The sequence below is a fragment of the Rhizobium sp. GR12 genome (genome assembly GCF_036596185.1).
Classification (GTDB): domain Bacteria; phylum Pseudomonadota; class Alphaproteobacteria; order Rhizobiales; family Rhizobiaceae; genus Agrobacterium; species Agrobacterium nepotum.
On record NZ_JASXTH010000011.1, the window covers coordinates 1 to 15,354 of the forward strand.

The 15,354-nt window shown below is 58.2% G+C and carries 15 protein-coding genes and 1 pseudogene; 9 read left to right on the plus strand and 7 right to left on the minus strand.

What is annotated here, in order from left to right; genetic code table 11:
• Positions 1 to 310: 310 nt before the first annotated feature.
• Together QSK43_RS19060 and QSK43_RS19065 are read right to left on the minus strand one after the other, a co-directional pair.
• Positions 311 to 1,282 (minus strand): alpha/beta fold hydrolase, encoded by a 972-nt coding sequence (locus QSK43_RS19060; protein ID WP_332304757.1) that lies wholly within the window; start codon positions 1,280 to 1,282, stop codon positions 311 to 313.
• 68 nt (positions 1,283 to 1,350) lie between these two features.
• Entirely contained in the window at positions 1,351 to 1,869 is a 519-nt protein-coding gene (locus tag QSK43_RS19065) for a Dps family protein (protein WP_332304758.1), read from the minus strand.
• 373 nt (positions 1,870 to 2,242) lie between these two features.
• Between QSK43_RS19065 and QSK43_RS19070 the strand changes: the two genes are divergently transcribed.
• The 7 genes and pseudogenes from QSK43_RS19070 to QSK43_RS19100 all read left to right on the plus strand — a co-directional run bounded on the left by QSK43_RS19070 (position 2,243) and on the right by QSK43_RS19100 (position 7,969).
• On the plus strand, positions 2,243 to 3,817 hold the full coding sequence (locus tag QSK43_RS19070) for a sensor histidine kinase (protein ID WP_332304940.1): 1,575 nt from the start codon (positions 2,243 to 2,245) through the stop codon (positions 3,815 to 3,817).
• Positions 3,810 to 4,451, plus strand: coding sequence for a response regulator transcription factor (locus tag QSK43_RS19075; RefSeq protein WP_332304759.1), 642 nt, complete (start codon positions 3,810 to 3,812; stop codon positions 4,449 to 4,451). The genes QSK43_RS19070 and QSK43_RS19075 overlap by 8 nt, the downstream gene beginning before the upstream one ends.
• 88 nt (positions 4,452 to 4,539) lie before the next feature.
• Positions 4,540 to 4,911, plus strand: coding sequence for a response regulator transcription factor (locus QSK43_RS19080; RefSeq protein ID WP_332304760.1), 372 nt, complete (start codon positions 4,540 to 4,542; stop codon positions 4,909 to 4,911).
• A gap of 34 nt (positions 4,912 to 4,945) precedes the next feature.
• Complete coding sequence (locus QSK43_RS19085; RefSeq protein ID WP_332304761.1) at positions 4,946 to 5,251, plus strand: UBP-type zinc finger domain-containing protein; 306 nt, start codon at positions 4,946 to 4,948, stop codon at positions 5,249 to 5,251.
• A 56-nt stretch (positions 5,252 to 5,307) separates the two neighbouring features.
• The gene (locus QSK43_RS19090) at positions 5,308 to 6,978 is read left to right on the plus strand and encodes an FAD-dependent oxidoreductase (protein ID WP_332304762.1); all 1,671 of its coding nucleotides are present in this window, start codon (positions 5,308 to 5,310) and stop codon (positions 6,976 to 6,978) included.
• Between the two features lie 247 nt (positions 6,979 to 7,225).
• Positions 7,226 to 7,327: pseudogene (locus QSK43_RS27190) on the plus strand (molybdopterin dinucleotide binding domain-containing protein); the annotation flags it as partial.
• A 363-nt stretch (positions 7,328 to 7,690) separates the two neighbouring features.
• Positions 7,691 to 7,969, plus strand: coding sequence for a hypothetical protein (locus QSK43_RS19100; RefSeq protein WP_332304764.1), 279 nt, complete (start codon positions 7,691 to 7,693; stop codon positions 7,967 to 7,969).
• Positions 7,970 to 8,035: 66 nt separating this feature from the next.
• On the opposite strand, the gene QSK43_RS19105 is transcribed toward QSK43_RS19100, so the two are convergent.
• Positions 8,036 to 8,977 carry a LysR substrate-binding domain-containing protein gene (locus QSK43_RS19105; RefSeq protein ID WP_442967864.1) on the minus strand — a complete coding sequence of 314 codons (942 nt, stop codon included), beginning with the start codon at positions 8,975 to 8,977 and terminating at the stop codon, positions 8,036 to 8,038.
• Positions 8,978 to 9,135: 158 nt separating this feature from the next.
• On the opposite strand from QSK43_RS19105, the gene QSK43_RS19110 reads away from it, so the two are divergent.
• Positions 9,136 to 11,247: a TonB-dependent siderophore receptor gene (locus QSK43_RS19110; RefSeq protein ID WP_332304941.1), complete on the plus strand. Its 2,112-nt coding sequence runs from the start codon at positions 9,136 to 9,138 to the stop codon at positions 11,245 to 11,247.
• The gene (locus QSK43_RS19115) at positions 11,241 to 12,146 is read left to right on the plus strand and encodes an iron-siderophore ABC transporter substrate-binding protein (RefSeq protein ID WP_332304766.1); all 906 of its coding nucleotides are present in this window, start codon (positions 11,241 to 11,243) and stop codon (positions 12,144 to 12,146) included. Before QSK43_RS19110 ends, QSK43_RS19115 begins: the two co-directional genes overlap by 7 nt.
• 187 nt (positions 12,147 to 12,333) lie before the next feature.
• Here the strand turns inward: QSK43_RS19115 and QSK43_RS19120 are convergent, their stop codons facing one another.
• From QSK43_RS19120 to QSK43_RS19135, 4 genes are all read right to left on the minus strand, one after another.
• The gene (locus QSK43_RS19120; RefSeq protein WP_332304767.1) at positions 12,334 to 13,122 is read right to left on the minus strand and encodes a type 1 glutamine amidotransferase domain-containing protein; all 789 of its coding nucleotides are present in this window, start codon (positions 13,120 to 13,122) and stop codon (positions 12,334 to 12,336) included.
• 78 nt (positions 13,123 to 13,200) lie between these two features.
• Positions 13,201 to 13,785, minus strand: coding sequence for a DUF924 family protein (locus QSK43_RS19125; RefSeq protein WP_332304768.1), 585 nt, complete (start codon positions 13,783 to 13,785; stop codon positions 13,201 to 13,203).
• Complete coding sequence (locus QSK43_RS19130) at positions 13,785 to 15,005, minus strand: low temperature requirement protein A (RefSeq protein WP_332304769.1); 1,221 nt, start codon at positions 15,003 to 15,005, stop codon at positions 13,785 to 13,787. Before QSK43_RS19130 ends, QSK43_RS19125 begins: the two co-directional genes overlap by 1 nt.
• 10 nt (positions 15,006 to 15,015) lie before the next feature.
• A complete protein-coding gene (locus tag QSK43_RS19135; protein WP_332304770.1) occupies positions 15,016 to 15,345 on the minus strand; it encodes a hypothetical protein in 330 nt (109 codons plus the stop codon).
• Between the last annotated feature and the right edge of the window lie 9 nt (positions 15,346 to 15,354).

Genomic DNA, 15,354 nt, shown 5'->3' on the forward strand with positions numbered 1-15,354 from the left:
TAGCGTATTCCTTTGGTTATTCTGTGGACGGGGATATCGTAGGCCTTGCCGACGCGTCTGACTCCTATTCCCGCTGGTCCGGGGTCACAAGCTCCCCGGCCATGCAAATTCTGCAAGGCAGGGGAGCTCCTGCGCATAGATACAATTCGCTCGTTGGTTGCGGTGTTAGAGTGAACTAGAGAACAAGTGCTCTCCGTCCCTTAAGCCACCGCATGCTTTTGCGACACACTGCGGTGGTTTAGTGGTTGTCTGAATCTTCCAGAAATGGCGGCCTGATCTGCCGCCATGTCTATCGCTCAGCTCAGGACGTTCATGCCTTGATGAAGGCCAGGAGATCCAGATTGATTACATCGGCATGGGTCGTCAGCATGCCGTGCGGGTAACCCTTGTAGACTTTCAAAGTGCCGTTCTGCACCAGCTTGGCCGACAGTCGTCCGGCGTTATCGATCGGCACCACCTGATCGTCATCGCCGTGCAGCACCAGTGTCGGAACGCTGATCGCCTTGAGGTCTTCGGTCTGGTCGGTTTCCGAAAAGGCCTTGATGCCGTCGTAATGCGCCTTGGCGCTGCCCATCATGCCCTGGCGCCACCAATTCTGGATGATGCCCGGATAGACCCTGGCGTCGGGGCGGTTGAATCCGTAGAACGGACCGGTGGGAAAATCGATGAACAGCTGCGCGCGGTTTTCGGCAACACCCTTGCGAATGCCATCGAAGACCTCCATTGGAACGCCGCCCGGATTTGTCGCGGTCTTCAGCATGAGCGGCGGAACGGCGGAAACCAGAACAGCCTTGGCGACACGCCCCTGCGGCTGACCATACTTTGCGACATAACGTGCAACCTCGCCGCCGCCCGTCGAGTGGCCGATATGAACGGCGTTCCGCAGGTCGAGATGTTCGGTAACGGCGGCCGCATCGGCAGCGTAATGATCCATGTCGTGTCCGTCGCCCACCTGCGAGGAGCGACCATGACCGCGGCGGTCATGCGCAACAACGCGGTAACCGTTCTCGACGAAGAACAGCATCTGGGTGTCCCAGTCGTCGGATGACAGCGGCCAGCCGTGGTGGAAGACGATCGGCTGGGCATCCTTCGGACCCCAGTCCTTGAAGAAGATTTCAACGCCGTCCTTGGTCGTCACGAAACTGGTGGTCATTGGTTCAATTCCTTTTGGGTTGCGGGAGTTCTTCGCCTCAGTGGTCAGGGCCGGCATGGCCAGAGCTAGGGAAATCGTGGTGCCGTTCAAAAGAACCTGCCGGCGCGACATGGAAAAATCATTGATCATTGGTCTCTCCGGTCATGGCGACCGCCTCAGGTAGATAGGAGTCAGATCGCTATTCTACCGGCCCGGGCTTACTGGGCGCCGCGGGTGCTTTCGAACAGAAACCAGGCGCGACGCTCTGCCTCGTCCACCCAGTTCTCGATCAGGCTTGCGGTCGCGATGTCACCATGTTCGTCGCAAAGACTGTGGGTTTCCTTCATCAGCGACACCAGCGTCAGGTTGTCGTCGCGCAGTTCGGCCAGCATGTCGGCTGGTGTGACGAAATCGGCATCGTTGTCGAGCAGACGCTGCAGCTTCGCAACATGGCCGATCGAACGGAGTGTGGTGCCACCGATCTTGCGGGCCCGCTCGGCAATGTCGTCCTTCATGGCGATGATCTGCTCGCCCTGATCATCGAGCATCAGGTGATAATCGCGGAAATGTGGTCCGCTCATGTGCCAGTGAAAATTTTTGGTCTTGAGATAGAGCACGAAGACATCGGCCAGAAGGGCTGTCAAAGCGCCGGAAATATCGGCGACTGCGTTTGTGCCCAGGCCTGTAGGCGTTGCGAGCGGCGACTTTCGGTGTTTCTCGGCGAGCGTGCGGTCCATGATGGTCTCCATCGGAATTGTTCGGGTGGATGGAGAATTTTTAGACGAGCCAGCGAGGCTGCAATATCCAATCCTCGGCTAGTCGAACCCACACCTTGGTATAGGTTCGCGTCGTTGCGATTGGCGATAGCATTGGTTGCGTCTTCGGTCCTCCCAGGAAGACGCGCTGGCTTCGGCCTGAAAGGTCGGGTATTCCCCTCCCCGAACCTGCGGAGTCGCGATCCGATCAAGGCCATCCCGTTGCCCTCGGGGTGGCCTTTTCATTTGCCGCCTATCAGATTGAGATCCCAGCGAAATAGCGGATTTTTGTAATTGCGTTTTTTCAATCCGGATGGCTTGATGGTGCGATCGGCACCTGTGTGGAAAATCAATGTTGCGTTCGTTTGGTCTTGTGAATCCAGAACAACGGCTGACCGCCTATGAGATCAGGATGGTCTCTTCGGCTTTTATGCTTGCAGCCACGATTTTCTATCTCGACACGTTCACCGACATTCAAAGCGCGCTTGCCACCCTTTATGTCATCACGCTGCTTCTGTCGGCGGAAACGCTGACGGAAAAGGGAACGTTGCTTGTGGCGGGCCTGTGCATCGGCCTTTCGGCACTCTCTTACGCCGCAGCCCATGGATTGGATGGAGATCTTGCCGCCGCGTTGCGTCTGACTGTCGCCATTGCAGCCATGATCATCACCTGCCTGCTGATCATCCGCAATCAACGTGCACGGCTCGCGTTGTTGCAACTGAACGCCGACTTGCGAAGTAGCGAGGAACGCTATCGAACGATTTTCGAGCAAAGCCGCGTCGCTTTGTGGGAGCGTGACTACTCGCATGTGCGAGCGCTGTTAATGACACTCCGGACCCAGGGTGTCTCCGATCTGCGTGCTTACGCCCGGAACAATCCGCACTTCATCCCGGATTGCATCGAGCGCATCCCTACGGTCGCTGCCAACGCTGCCGCGCTTGAACTCCTCGGCCACGTCAACACCCCGAATGCCAGCACGATACGCCGCTTTATCGGCCAGAACGACGAGACGTTCCTGGATTTGCTAATGGCAATATTGGACAGCAAGAGCTCTTTCGAAGGAAAAGGCACCATCATCACCCACGACGGCAATACCAGAATGGTTCTGCTGACGGTTGGATTTCCGGAAGACACAGCGAACTTCAGCCGCGTCATCGTCGGCATGTTCGACATTACAGAGCGCGAGATGGCGCAAAAGGCGTTGTTCGAAGCCCAGACGGAACTGGCACTTGCGTCGCGGGCAGCGACAGTCGGCGCGCTTTCTGCGTCGCTCGCGCACGAACTCAACCAGCCGCTCGGCGCGCTTGTCGTCAATGCACAGACGTTGCAGCGCTGGCTCGATCGGGATCCGCCTGATCTGGCCGCGGTCTCCCGGTCGGCCGAGCGCATCGTGCGCGACAGCCAGCGGGCGAGCGACATCATCCAGAACACCCGCGCGATGCTTGGCAAGCACAGGCCGGTGGCCGAGCCGGTGTCGTTAATCGACCTCGTCAGCGAAACCCGTGCACTGATGGAGAGCGACCTGCTCAGAAATCAGGTTGCCTTCGAAGCCAATGCTGACAGTGGGTCACACACCGTGTACGCGGTTCGCATAGAGCTGCAGCAGGTGCTGATCAATCTGATCACCAATTCTATTCAGGCTATGGCATCGACGCCGGAGGGGCATCGGCGGATCGCGGTAGCGATAGGACCGGCAGGCAACCAGAGCGTCGGTGTCCTGGTCCATGACAGTGGCCCCGGGCTTAGCGCCGAAATGCTCAAAAACCTGTTCAAGCCGTTTTGCACCACGAAAGAAACCGGCCTCGGCATGGGACTTGCCATTTGCCGCAGCATGCTGGAGACGCGGGGCGGCACGCTGACCGCCGGCAATCACGCGGGCGGCGGCGCCGTGTTCGAAATGATCATACCTGTTGGGGCTATCCATGAATGATGCCAGAAAGTTGGTGAAAATCGCACCCGTGGATGCGCCCGTCGTCTATATCGTCGACGATGATCCTTCAATCCGCGAGGCATTGGTCGACCTGTTCCTCTCGATCCGTACCGAAGCGCACGCGTTCGAGGATGCACGGGACCTGCTCGACAAGGCCGATCTCAAGCGACCAGGCTGTATTCTGCTTGACGTGAGACTGCCCGGCGCCAATGGCCTCGATTTTCAGCTTCATCTGGAAAAAATCGGCAACCGGATGCCGATCATCTTCATGACCGGTCACGGCGACATACCGATGACTGTGCGCGCGATGAAAGCCGGCGCGGTCGATTTTCTCGCAAAACCGTTTCGGGATCAGGATATTCTCGATGCCGTCTCCGTCGCGTTTCAGAAAGATCGCGAAGTCCGCCAGCAATCCGCAACCAACGATGTCGTTGCCGAGCTGGCAAAGACACTGACGCGGCGCGAGCGCGAGGTTATGGCTGCCGTGGTGCTGGGTCTGATGAACAAACAGATCGCCTTCAATCTTGGCATCAGCGAGATCACGGTCAAGCTGCATCGTGGCAATGTCATGCGCAAGATGGAGGTACGCTCGGTGGCGGAACTGGTCCGCAAAGCGGAGCTGCTTGGGCTGTAAGCCGGAACCTAGACCCTTGTATGGTACAAGACGGGCCCTCAAAAGCGCATACAGAGGCCGAAGATGAAACGTGGCAAGGCCCGATAAATTGTCCAGAAAACCAGTCATAGCCATCGTCGACGACGATCAGTCGATCCGCGAAGCCCTTGACGACCTCGTCCTGTCCTGCGGCTATCAGAGCCGGTTGTTCGCGTCTGCCGAGGAGTTTCTTGCAGAACCGGATCGGCTCTCGATCGACTGCATGCTAGTGGATGTCAAAATGCCTGGCCTGACGGGTATTGAATTGCAGGACGTGCTCAATCACGAGGGCACCCCGAAACCGCCGATGATTTTCATGACGTCCTATCGAGACGAGCGGACCAGGGCGGCGGCGATGCATGGCGGCGCCTTCGCCTTCCTCGGTAAGCCCGTCAATTTCGGCGAGCTCGTCCGGTGTCTCGACAAGGCATTGAAGCACTAAAGGTCTGTTTATCCCCACCAGGAGCAAGGAAGACATGTCGCACGGATGCTCTCATACATCGACGATCCGCACGATTCGACCCATGACACTCGGTTGCGAGGAGTGTCTGGAAACAGGCCAGGCATGGTTTCATCTCAGACTCTGCCGCGAGTGCGGGCACGTCGGCTGCTGCGACCAATCTCCCGGTCGCCACGCCACCGCGCATTACCATGCCACGCGTCACCCGATCATCGAAGGCTACGATCCGCCCGAAGGATGGGGCTGGTGCTTTGTCGACGAGATCACGGTCGACCTGCCGGACCAGACACCGCAGCGTGGTCCAATACCCAGGTATTACTGAGCCTGCGGCAAATCGTCGACGGCCTTTTCGAGACGTTTCAAGCAGGAGAAAAATCGATGGTGGACCTCACTACTCGACAGGGCCAGATGTTTCCCGTGCTTGACCCCCATCAGGTGGAAACGGCTAAACGCTTTGCCAGCGGCGAGCCGCAGCGCTTCGAAGCGGGTGACTTCATCTACAGGGTGGGTGACCATGCCACACCTGCCTGGCTGGTACTTGAAGGATCGATGGATGTCTTTCGCCATGAAGGCCTCTCTCATGAAGCACCAATCACCACCCATGGGGTCGGCCAGCTTTCCGGCGAGGTCAATCAGCTTTCCGGCCGCCCGACGCTCGCCGGTGCGCGCGCAGGCGCTGACGGTTGCACGGCAATCCCGTTCGACGCGGCGCATCTGCGCGCCCTGGTGATCGGCTCAGCAGATGTCGGCGAGATTGTCATGCGGGCCTTCATCCTGCGCCGGGTCGACCTGATCGACGCCGGAGCCGGCTCCGTTCTGATTGGCGTCACCGGCAGCGCGGCGTTGTCGCGCCTGCAGGGGTTTCTGGCTCGCAACGCCTTTCCCTATATCGTACTGGATTCTGCAAGCGAAGGTGAAGGCCGTGCCCTCATCGAACGCCTCGGCATACTGGCCACCGAGCTTCCGCTGATGGTTTGTCCGAATGGCACCGTCCTGAAGCACCCGACCGATATAGAGGCAGCCGCTTGCCTCGGCATGACGCCAGAGCTTGTGGCAGGCAAGCTCTACGACGTCGCTGTCGTCGGTGCGGGTCCGGCGGGGCTTGCCACCGCAGTCTATGCGGCATCCGAAGGATTGAACGTCATCGTCATTGATGAACGCTCGGTCGGCGGACAAGCAGGCGCTTCCTCGCGGATCGAGAACTATCTCGGCTTTCCCACCGGCATTTCTGGCCAGGCATTGGCTGGCCGGGCCTATAATCAGGCCCTGAAATTCGGTGCTGAAATGGTTTTGCCCGTCACAGTCGAGCGTCTCGTCCCGCCGGAGGACGATACCGGTGTGCTGACACTCGAGCTTGCCGGCAACAGGTCTGTGCAGGCCCGAAGCGTCGTAATCGCATCCGGCGCCCGCTACCGGCGGCCCGCCGTTGCTGATATCACCGCTTACGAGGGCAACGGCATTTCCTACTGGGCCTCACCCATCGAGGCAAAGCTCTGCGCCGGAGAAGTGGTCGCCCTTGTCGGCGGCGGCAATTCGGCTGGCCAGGCCATCGTCTTTCTCGCGCCACAGGTCAGAAAGCTGCATCTCGTCGTACGACGCGCGCTGGAAGAGACGATGTCGCAATATCTGATCGACCGCATCAAGGCGTTGGCCAATGTCGAACTGCACATGCATTGTGAAGTGGATGCCATCCATGGCGATCGCGCGAGCGGTCTTTCCTCCGCCACGCTCCGCGACCGGTTGGATGGAAGCGAAAAGAAACTGCCGCTCCACCACCTGTTCCTCTTCATTGGCGCCGACCCCAATTCAAGTTGGATCACCGACCGCGTGACGACCGACAGCAAGGGCTTCATCGTTACCGGCCAGTGCTTCGATGCGCCTGACAAATCTACCCGCAAGCCGTTGCCGCTGGAAACCAACCTCCCAAACGTCTTTGCCATTGGCGATGTCCGCGCCGGATCGACCAAACGGGTCGCGGCCGCAGTCGGCGAAGGTGCTGCTGTCGTCTCTCAGATTCATGCCGCGCTGAGCCAGACAAACACGCGGTAAGGGCGTGTCGTCGGCAGAATACAAATGATCCGTCAGGGGCGCCAACGGGTCATTTGCCGTTTTTCAGGGGCATCCGTCTTCGCGTGAAGACTGCCGGCGCTTAGAGCGCCGACGCACCGAGATTCCTGCCGTGTGCGGCGATTTCCTTACCGGTGACTATGCGATCGGCCTCATAGCGGCGCAGAGCTGCCAGTATGTCATTCCCGCCAGACAGGCTGTTGACCAACGCCATGACATCGCCCGCCGCTACGGCCTCGACAACCGTTACCGTGGCGTCTTCGGTCGTCGCGAGGTGATATTCATGAACAGAAAGGACTTGGAAACGCGCGGCCTTTTCGACGGCATACGGTGCGTCGGCGTCCTTTGTCCTAGGACATGACACTGATCGGTACCAGTGATGAAAAGTGAGGACATTGTTACATTGCGCATGCTCATCGGCCTGCGGGAGCAGGAGCAAGGCGTTGAACGCTTACGCCTGGAGGCGCAGGCGATGGCCCGTACTCACGCTGGAATTTGGAGGAGACTCTCGGCATAAGCAAGACCGAGGTCAATCAGGCAATCAAGAGAAGCGTATTCTCTGGCATTGCCAGCATGCCAACTGCGTTCGCTGCTCCTATACTGGACTTGGTAAGCGATCGCCTTTCGACAAGGACACTTGGTAAATGACCACCGTCTGCGGTCAACCGCTCGAAATTTGAAGGTTGTCGCAACGGTGCTGGAGCAGGATCTGCGCGATCATCTTGTGTTCGGCGGTGGATGTACGACCGCACTTTTCATCACGGATCCGGTGACCCTCGAAGACGTCAGAGCCACCGACGATATCGACCTTCTTGTCGATCTTGCAGGGCTTGCCGAATGGGGCCAGCTGTTGGAGCAGCCCCGAGAGCGGAGGAGTCCCCGGATGACGATGTCATCTGCCGAATGCGGCTCGGTCCGCTCAAAGTCGATTTCATGCCGAACGATGAAGCGTTCGTCGGCAGTTGATGGCTAACGGCATTCTTTTAACACGGCCTTTCGCAGCATCTTGACGCCGACCAAGAAAGGCCGGGGAGTAAGCTTACAGATTATTAAAATCGCCAGAGCGGGCGAGTGCCTGGAAGTGCGCGATAAAGTTGGAGACTGCCGGTGATCGCTCCACCTTGCGGTAAACTATAGCAAGATCGGAGGTCGTTTCGCACTCGGTGAGAGGAATAAACCGTACCCCAGGTATTTGCATACGCTCAAAGGACTTTGCAACTATACATACGCCCATACCGATCCCGACCAGCGTTCCCAGTTCTGTAAAATCTGTTCCAACCGGCTTGATCGTTGCATTAATGCCGGCTTCATTGCAGGCAGCAATGGTAACCTGGTGCAGGCCAATCTCGGCGGGTTGGCGGATCGTAAGAATGGGTTCGTCTGCGAGTTCTTTCACCTGGACGTGTTTGCGTCGGCTGAGAACATGACCCTCGCAAACGACGGCAACCAAAGGCTCCCGTCGCACAACATGCACGCAAACGCCTTCGGGAACCACGACAGGGGCACGGGCGATGCCGAGATCAAGATCGCCCGACAGTATACGGTCCACCTGTCTACGAGCTTCCATCTCGATGAGGTTAAACTCTACTCCCGGATAATTTTTTCTGAAGGTGGAAATGGCCGCCAAAGCTACTCCTGAAAAGGCGGCCGAGGCCACGTAGCTCAAGTAGACTCTGCCAGTCTCGCCGCGCCCGACGCGGTTCAGTGACGCCAGCGCGCCTTGTGCCTGGCCAAGTATAATTCGAGCCTCTTGATACAACAATTCTCCAGAGACGCTGAGATGTACGCCCCTTCGCGTTCGATCGACAAGCGAAAGCCCCACGATGGATTCGAGGCTCTGGACTTGCTGGCTCAGCGCGGGTTGCGCAATTCCGAGCCTCGCCGCTGCCCGCTCAAAGTTTCGTTCTTCGACCAATGCGATAAAATACCGAAGGTGTCGTAACTCGAGTTTTTCCAACGCGCTTTTGATTGCCAAACCGATTACCGCTTTCCACAGAACCTATGAACGCAATTGTATTTCATAAGCAGAAACGATGAAAGAAAATCTCATCCTTATTGGAAATCCCCCTGAAAACCTGATTTAGAATATCATGTTATAACCGATCCAACAGCCTAGGCGGAACCGTCGTGACCACCCCAATGAATATTGCATCTGTCATTCTTGCCTGCACTACAGCTATGGTTTCGCTCGATCATGCAATCGCGCAGGAGACTGCGACTGAGCTCGCGCCCATCGTCGTCGACGGTAAAACAGAGAACCCGACCGCCCCGATTAAAGGGTACGTCGCCACCACGAGTGCCACCGCGACAAAAACCGGCACTTTGCTCCTTGAAACCCCTCAATCGGTTTCAGTTGTCACAGCTGACGAGATCAAGGCACAAAATGCTGAAACGGTTGGTCAGGCCCTCGATTATACGCCAGGGATGGTGGGTGAGCCCTACGGCACGGACCCGCGCTTTGATTCACCGCGTGTTCGAGGCTTCGATGGACGTCAGGCTCAGTTCCTGAATGGTCTTCGCTTGATGCGGACCGCGGGGGCACCTGCGGTAGATCCTTATCAGTTGGAAAGGATCGAAGTGCTTCGGGGGCCGGCATCAGTAATGTATGGCCAGGGCAATCCCGGCGGATTGATCAACCTTATCAGCAAGAGGCCGACGTTTGACCGCTTCGGTGAAGTCGGCCTGCAGGTTGGCAGCTTTGATACCTATGGTACTATTTTCGATGTTGGCGGCCCGATTGCGGATGGGTCCGATTTTGCATACCGCCTGACCGGTCTTGCTCGCAAGGCGAATACCCAGACAGATTTTCTGAACAATGACCGCTACTTCATAGCGCCGTCCGTAACCTGGCAGCCCGACGAAGACACGAAGTTGACGATTCTGACAGGTGTCCAGCACGATAATCCCAGTTCACCGTCCGGCCTTCCACCACAGCTGACATTGAACGCGACCAACTATTGGCTTCCACGGGACTTTTCTCTTGGAGACCCGGGCTTCGACAGATCCAGCAGGACGCTGACCAATGTCGGCTATGAACTGGAGCAGCGTCTGGACGACACGTGGGTGTTCAAGCAAAATGCCCGGTTCACACATTTCGACTGGAACTATCAGGCCCTTGGTCTGGCTGCAGCCGGCCTTATCGGAAATTCGATCAGTCGGACAGCGACGGTCCAGGATGAACTGCTCAACACGTTCAATATCGACAACAACCTGATCGGCGAGTTCAGCACCGGCGGAATCGATCATAAACTCCTCGTAGGCCTGGACTACCGCCATTTCAGCAACAATGTGCGCACCCAGTTCTGGAGGGCAACTCCGTTAGATGCCTACGATCCAGTCTATGGCGGACAGATTTCGCTCATTTCAAGAAGCACTGACACCTCGGTTGATTCGGAGTTAAGCCAGATCGGGATCTATGCTCAGGACGAGATCGAGTATGAGAACTGGAGGGCTGCGGTTGGGTTGCGCCAGGATTGGGCAAGCACAGAGGGCACTTCATTCAACGGCATTTCAAATCTTGGCCGCCCGCTCGACAAGGACGATCATAAACTCACCGGCCGAGCCGGCTTAGGATATGTCTTCGACAACGGAATTGCGCCTTACATCAGCTATGCAACCTCGTTCGAGCCACTTCCGGTGCCATCGTCGGGACAGCTGCTGGAGCCGACCACAGGAAAACAGGTCGAGATCGGTGTAAAATATCAGCCCGAAGACTGGAACGGCTTCTTCACAGCGGCGATATATGATCTGCGACAGAACAATGTCTCCAACACAGTTTCGACGCCCGCGGGCTCTGTCATTGAGCAGATTGGACAGGTTCGCGTACGAGGAGTTGAACTGGAAGGCGTTATGAGCCTGACGGACGGTCTGGATTTACGGGCCGCCTACACATATATGGACGCGAAAATCTCTGGCAGGACCGACAATGGTAACAGGCCCGACAACGTGCCGGAGAACGCAGCAAGCCTGTGGCTGGACTACACCTTTGGCGAAGGCAGTTCGCTCGAAGGCTTTGGCTTCGGCGGCGGTGTGCGCTACGTTGGCCAACGATACGGCGACACGAAGAACACCTACGACCTCGATCCTGTCGCACTTCTGGACGCGTCCATTCATTACAAAAAAGATGGCATTACGGCGTCCCTCAATATCAAAAACCTCACCGACGAAGAATATCTCGCGAGCTGCAGCTCGTTCGGGTGCAACTATGGTGATGGTCGTTCGGTCATGGGCAAGCTGGCCTTCTCATGGTGAATTTGACCGCGACGAGTCTGCCGCGAGGTTTTTCCCGCCGTCAAGCCTTTGGCCTGGTGGCGGGTTTTGCTTTCGCCTTTCCCCGGCTGGGCAAAGCAACGACAGAAAAGCGCGTTGCGGCTATAGACTGGGCTATGCTCGAGACATTGATGGCTGTTGGCCAGAACCCAGTCGCCGCGACAGAACTCATCCGGTTTCGCGAAATCGCTGTGGAACCCTCCGTGCCGGAAACTGTCGTCGACCTGGGGCTGCGGGGATCGCCAAATTTTGAGTTGCTCCACGTCCTGAAGCCTGAACTGATCCTCAGTTCTCCGTTCTACGCCCGCCACAAAACACTACTGGAGGAGATTGCACCTGTCCTTTCGTTGCCGTTTTACGTGAAAGGCGAGCCACCCTATGCGAAAGCCCTGTCTGCGGTTTTGCAACTCGGCGCGGTGGTCAACAGGCCGGATGAGGCGGCCTGGACACTATCAGAACAAGAGCATATCCTTGCTAAGTTGCGTGTAGAACTGCAGCGTTTCTCCGATCGGCCCACTTATCTCATCAACATTGGCGACGCTCGACATTTTCGGGTATTTGGAGCGGACAGCTTGTTCGGCGATATCCTGAACCGCGTTGGCCTTGAAAATGCATGGAGCAACCGATCGCGGTTCACGTTTGCCGCGCCTGTACCCCTGGAGCAACTTGCTGATCGGCCTGAGGCGCGGATCGTGATCGTATCCGATATTCCCGTTGAAGCTCGCAGTGGCCTTCGGGGAAGTATGATCTGGAATTCGCTTGAGCCAGTTCGAGCAGGCAGGGTCGTCAATATCGCCAACGTCAATCCCTACGGTGGTATAGTTGCTGCTCTCAGGTTCGCGCGGCTTTTGCGCGACGGCTTGATCCAGAATGTTCAGTAGCGCGAGACATTTATACTCTCGCTTTTTGCCGCGCTCGCTGTGCCTGCGAGATCAAAAAACGTCACCTTGTGAGTGTCTCGCCTGATTTCCGCTGTAAGGGCATCACACACTGTTCCAAGCTTTTTTTGAACCGAGCAAGCGCTACCTGCCCAAGCGCAACGACAACCAACTATTCGCCGCGCGACGCTTAACCCATCTCGTTGGGCTGTGCCCGCGCCTGATATTCATCGAGAGCCTCCAGCACGAGCTCCGCCGTTAGCCCGCTGCTATATTGCTGCTGCCCGGTGATGAGCCGTCCGTCGCGGATGGCGAACGGCTCATTGGGGCTGCGGCAGAGGAAGCTCGTGCCTTCGATGCGTGCCGCCTCGCTCTGGATGGTGTAGTCGTTCAGTGTCATGCCGAAGGCGGTGTTCACCTCCTCTTCCTCCTCGTCGGTGAAGCCCGTCCATTTTTTTCCGTCAGCCAGTAGCCTGCCATTGGACAGGCGGGTCCAGAGCAGCAACGAGGAGCCATGGCAGATCAGCGTGACGATCTTGCCTTTCTCATAGAAGGACGCGATCAGCGCGTGCAGCACGGTGTCGTCCCTGAAGGTCAGCAGCGGACCGCCGCCGCCGGCGACCCAGACCGCGTCATAGTCGTCCACCGACACGGCGCTGATCGGCAGAGTGTTCTTCAGCATCGCCCCGAACTTGGCGTGGTTCACGAAGCCGAGGCTGATGAGATCGTCGGCATAGGCACCGCCGGGCGTGCGTGGGTCGCTATGGGTGTCGAACATCACCTCACCGCCTTTGGGTGAGGCGAGATCGACCTGGTGCCCGGCCTCGGTGAACATCAGGAAGGCGCGCGTCATTTCCTCGGCGAAGAAGCCGACCGGGAAACCTTTCAGCTCAGCGGTGTTGGAGACGATCGACAGGATGCGTCGTGGCTTGCGCTTCACGCCGATGCGGGTTTCGATTTTCAGGTCCGATGCTGACATGTGCAGATTGCTCCTTGTGGGACGGATGATGTCGAAAAAGGAGCAGCATGAGCTCCATAAATTAAGAATCGTTGGGGCCTAACCCTGGAAACCGCCTCCCTTGAGATAGGCAGCTTCCTCCGGGGTGGTGGTCCGTCCGAGCATGGAATTGCGATGCGGAAAGCGGCCGAAGCGGCGGATAATGTCACGATGACCCGAGGCATGCTCCAGCCAGGGCTGGCCCAATCCTGTGTTGAGCCGGACCGACATCTCCTGATCGGCCATCTCCTCCGAATGCGCGAAGGGCAGGCAGAAGAACAGCCGCAGATCCGACTCGACGCGCGCCAGGTGCCCTGCCTCCAGCGACAGCCGGGCATAATGGCAGGCCAGTGCATCAGTTGCAAACATATGTGCCGTGCCGCGAAAGGCGTTGCGCGGAAACTGGTCTGTCAGGATCAGCAGCGCCAGCGCACGGCTGGGCGTCTCGATCCAACCGTCATGTCGGCGGGTCGCCACAGCCATATGCAGATCGAGGAATCGGTCTCGGAAGGCCACGTCGAAGGCGGCGTCCTTCTCGAACCAGCGGTCGGAGGAGGCTCGCCAGAACGCCACGACATCGTCGGGCGTGCCATGCCGATCCGCATTGGACCGCCAGTTACGAAACGCCTTGCCCGCAGCGCCCATCAATGTGCCCCCGCCTGCGGCGACCTGCGCACCTCGCGCCGCTTGTGGACCAGCCGTCCTTCCCAGAACCCCACTGCCAGCATGACGATTGTCGTCAGCCAGCCCATGGCCAGCAGATCGACGAACGGCGCGACGGGAATGAGCGCCAGCAGTGCGGCGACGCCCGCCATGTGCGAGGCCGGCAGAACGCGGTAGACCACCTTCTTGTAAACGGCGCTGCCCAGCAGATAGATCGCCGGTCCACCGGACAGCGTCAGCGCGTAGGCGAGTTTCAGCCCGTCATGCGGATGGGCAAGCACAAGATCGTTGCCGACGGCCGTGGCGATGATTCCGCCGACCAGGATGGCGTGAACATAGTGGAAATACGCCCCGATCCGGCCGGGATCATCGGAATGCGTGATCGAGTCGGTTGCGTCCTTGCTCGATGTGCCAAAGTAGAGCCACCACATGGCGAGCGTGCCAAAGAACGTTGCGAGCAACGCCGAGAGGATGGACACGTCCCAGCTTTCTGCGCGTGCCATGGTGGCGCCGGTTGCCAGAAGCGTCTCGCCGAGCGCCACAATACAGAAAAGCTGGCAACGCTCCGCGAGATGCCCGCCCTCGATGGTCCAGTCGCTCGTCTTTGATCGGCCCAGACCCGGCAAAGGGAAGCCAAACATCGGTGAAACATACTCGCAGAGGACCGCGACCGCCCAGAGCGTCATGCGCGCCTCATGCCCGACGAAGGCGCCGGCGATCCAGAACACGGCTGAGATCGACACCCAGCCCAACATGCGCCGATAGTTGGCCGCGAGTGGATGATCCGGGCCCAGCTCCCAGACGATATAAGCCGTGCGCCCGACCTGGATCGCGACATAGGCGAGCGCGAAGATCCAGCCACGTTCGCCAAAGGCCCCGGGGATCGCCGCGGCCATTAAAAGCCCTGCCAGCATGATGGCGAAGATCAGCCCCCGAATTCGCGGCGTTTCCGGATCGAACCAGTTGGTGACCCAGCAGGTATATTGCCAGCCGAGCCAGACGGCGAACCAGAGGATCAGCGTTCCGATGACGCCTGCGGGGTTCAGATTGGTCAACAGCTCGTGGCTGAGCTGCGTCACAGCGAAGACGTAGACGAGATCGAAGAACAGCTCTTCGAAGGTCACCCGCGCATGATGGCCGTCGCGGCGTCTCAGAAGCGGATGACTGTGTGAAGCACTGGCGTTGCCGGACGTGTTGGTCATATCTGTATCCTCAGGAGCGTGAGATCTGCCAGATCACAAGGGCCGACAGGACCGCGGGTACGGCAAAGACGACAAGGAGGATCGGCAGCTCGTCGCGTGCAGAGTAACCGGCATAGCTGACACCAACCCAGAGATTGGCGATCGATACGACAAGCCAGGCAGGAATAAAGAATTTCGCTGCCATTGCAGGACCGGTGGCATCACCACCCCAGAGTTTTCCGAACAGCAGGAACACGCCGAGCTGAATGACGCCTCCCACAATAACCATGAGCATGTGCATTTTGTTTCCCTCTCCGTTGTCGTCGCCATCAGATGCGCGTCGCGCAGTCTCAGCAGACATCTACAATTC

What these genes read in the sequence shown, in the direction of transcription:
- QSK43_RS19060 (WP_332304757.1), bottom strand. Translation starts at nt 1,282, where the DNA reads ATGATCAATGATTTTTCCATGTCGCGCCGGCAGGTTCTTTTGAACGGC.
- QSK43_RS19065 (WP_332304758.1), bottom strand. Translation starts at nt 1,869, where the DNA reads ATGGACCGCACGCTCGCCGAGAAACACCGAAAGTCGCCGCTCGCAACG.
- QSK43_RS19075 (WP_332304759.1), top strand. Translation starts at nt 3,810, where the DNA reads ATGAATGATGCCAGAAAGTTGGTGAAAATCGCACCCGTGGATGCGCCC.
- QSK43_RS19085 (WP_332304761.1), top strand. Translation starts at nt 4,946, where the DNA reads ATGTCGCACGGATGCTCTCATACATCGACGATCCGCACGATTCGACCC.
- QSK43_RS19090 (WP_332304762.1), top strand. Translation starts at nt 5,308, where the DNA reads ATGGTGGACCTCACTACTCGACAGGGCCAGATGTTTCCCGTGCTTGAC.
- QSK43_RS19110 (WP_332304941.1), top strand. Translation starts at nt 9,136, where the DNA reads ATGAATATTGCATCTGTCATTCTTGCCTGCACTACAGCTATGGTTTCG.
- QSK43_RS19115 (WP_332304766.1), top strand. Translation starts at nt 11,241, where the DNA reads ATGGTGAATTTGACCGCGACGAGTCTGCCGCGAGGTTTTTCCCGCCGT.
- QSK43_RS19120 (WP_332304767.1), bottom strand. Translation starts at nt 13,122, where the DNA reads ATGTCAGCATCGGACCTGAAAATCGAAACCCGCATCGGCGTGAAGCGC.
- QSK43_RS19125 (WP_332304768.1), bottom strand. Translation starts at nt 13,785, where the DNA reads ATGGGCGCTGCGGGCAAGGCGTTTCGTAACTGGCGGTCCAATGCGGAT.
- QSK43_RS19130 (WP_332304769.1), bottom strand. Translation starts at nt 15,005, where the DNA reads ATGACCAACACGTCCGGCAACGCCAGTGCTTCACACAGTCATCCGCTT.
- QSK43_RS19135 (WP_332304770.1), bottom strand. Translation starts at nt 15,345, where the DNA reads ATGTCTGCTGAGACTGCGCGACGCGCATCTGATGGCGACGACAACGGA.